The organism is Brevibacillus sp. SKDU10 (assembly GCF_001645205.1).
In the GTDB taxonomy this organism is placed as follows: Bacteria; Bacillota; Bacilli; order Brevibacillales; family Brevibacillaceae; genus Brevibacillus_B; species Brevibacillus_B halotolerans.
The window spans coordinates 1-2,105 of record NZ_LSSO01000040.1 but is presented as its reverse complement, the minus strand read 5'-3'; the positions used below and the strand labels follow the sequence as shown (position 1 = coordinate 2,105).

The following is a 2,105-nucleotide window of genomic DNA, read 5'->3' as shown; positions in this document are numbered from 1 at the left end:
TACAGATGTGGTTTTCGCTAAGATTGTAATTCCACGTTCACGTTCTAGATCGTTGGAATCCATCATACGCTCAGCCACATGTTGGTTGCTACGGAATGTACCGGACTGAATTAGAAGTTTGTCAACCAGTGTCGTTTTCCCGTGGTCAACGTGGGCAATAATTGCGATATTACGAATATCAAGGCGTTTCATAAGTTCCTCCTCGTCTTTGCATACACTCCATAATAACAGGTAATAGGCTTATTTTACAATCTATAAAATGTGGAGAAATACCCGATTCTTGTCGAGAACTTTCGCTATTTCCTCCGTCATGCTTTGCCATATCTTGACTGCCGCACATGTTACACTGAACGAAATGGCTCTACAGCACGGAAGGAGGAATTGATATGCCCCATGCCACCGATCCATTTGTCCTACCGCCTACCTTATCATCCATTTGTTCAAGTTTATTACAGCTTGCTGATCAATTTGGCTTACTGCTGACTATTCACATCACCGAATGTCAGTCCAAGACCTTCTCCTGGAGCAATGGACTTGCTGACTTTCAACAATCCTGCATGCATAGTATTTTACGTATAACACTCTGGTCAACAAAAAAAGAGATGGGACAAGCCACCATCTTTCACCTAACCGAATCCGCTGCAATTGCCGCCTTTCATCAAGCACGTAATAACCTTGTCTTACATGAAAATAGATGGAAAATCTTCCAAAGGTTTTGCGAACATGAAAAACAGCTCCCGCCCCCAACTACTTTAGAGACGTTAGGTGAATTTCATGACTGGCATTTCCTAATCAGGAAAATGGGCTTGGAGCATAAACGATTTTTCCAAGAAAAAATACCGAACACGTTGCAGTCTCACATAAAAATACAGCAAGAAAAACATTGGCTCTGTCGTAGTGACGGCAGTTTTTATGAGTCGCAATTTTGGCGAGCGACACTACAAGCTACATCTCAAGTAAGACCTCAAGCTAAATTCATTCAATATCAGGATGGTGCCACCTTTTTTGAACAATGGCACCCTACTATGAACGCGCTCATAACAAATTTGTATGCCCAACTGGCAATCCGGCTCTCCATTTCTCAGATCAATCATAAAGATCAACAGAAAAGAACAGCCCCGTCCCCATTAAATGTCTCCCAGCTTTTCTGGGTTGATACCGAAATTTTTGCAGGTCTTTTGCGACTTTACTTGCAGCAGCCTTCTCATAGACGACAATTATTACACACGGCATCACGATTACGACTTGCTTCGTTGGAAGGCCATAAGGATTATCAACCATTTCATTCCATTGGAACCTTATACCCCTCTGTATCCATATTAGAGGAATCTGCCGTTGATATAGACAAGCCTGAGGACTTAACAGGGGCCCATTTCCTTTATTCCTTACCAACGCTGTTATCAGAGGACGAAATTTCTTCGCCGCCACTTCTTCACATGGATGAAAAAGTTCCTCCCCTTATATTGAGCGGTTATCAGCATCTATATCACAGCGAACAAATGGACTGTTATTTTTTATTGGTACGAGACTGCTGTCATCCTATCGGTTTTAAGCAGATGCATACTGGCTGGATTGATGGTCGAATAAGCAAGATTTTTTCATCCATTATTTGCGGATGGGGAGCGAATCGTACAGTAACCGAGCCTCATTCCACTACATTTTGTGTAACGGCTCCTGCCTATCTGTTAATTGAGCTAGGATAAAAAAGTACATGTTTGATCTACTTCATCTTACCGTTTTTTGGTCGTGAATGAAGTGGATTTTCCGTTACATTTGTTTAAAAATTCAGTAAAGGAGACTTTTATTTGAACAGCTCCCTAATTTTTCATGAAGAAATTACTACTGATGTAATCAATGCTTTCCAAGAAAAGCTGCTGGCTACTTTAGCCAATCCTTCTAAAGGCTTAGCTGCTTTTCGCTTTTATTTGGAAGAAGAGCACATTCTTCCCTCTACCGTTCACAACCAGTTATCATGTCAGGGAGAGCTTAGCTTGATTTGGCAAGATGGGAGCATTTCTTTACACGCTATTACCCCAACTTTATTGCAGCAGCCAGAACTGCCTTTAGCAAACTGGGCTTCTTACCGTTTTTTTCATTCTGATCAT

2 protein-coding genes and 1 pseudogene are annotated in these 2,105 nt (G+C 41.6%); 2 read left to right on the top strand and 1 reads right to left on the bottom strand.

Going from position 1 to position 2,105, the window contains the following annotated elements:
* On the bottom strand, nt 1-192 hold a 192-nt coding region (locus AYJ08_RS03705; protein WP_231928990.1), incomplete at its 3' end, for a GTP-binding protein.
* A 194-nt stretch (nt 193-386) separates the two neighbouring features.
* Between AYJ08_RS03705 and AYJ08_RS03700 the strand changes: the two genes are divergently transcribed.
* Both AYJ08_RS03700 and AYJ08_RS03695 read left to right on the top strand, forming a co-directional pair.
* Complete coding sequence (locus tag AYJ08_RS03700; protein WP_064016639.1) at nt 387-1,703, top strand: hypothetical protein; 1,317 nt, start codon at nt 387-389, stop codon at nt 1,701-1,703.
* Nucleotides 1,704-1,805: 102 nt separating this feature from the next.
* Nucleotides 1,806-2,105 (top strand): annotated as a pseudogene (locus AYJ08_RS03695) (hypothetical protein); the annotation flags it as partial.

What these genes read in the sequence shown, in the direction of transcription:
- AYJ08_RS03700 (WP_064016639.1), top strand. Translation starts at nt 387, where the DNA reads ATGCCCCATGCCACCGATCCATTTGTCCTACCGCCTACCTTATCATCC.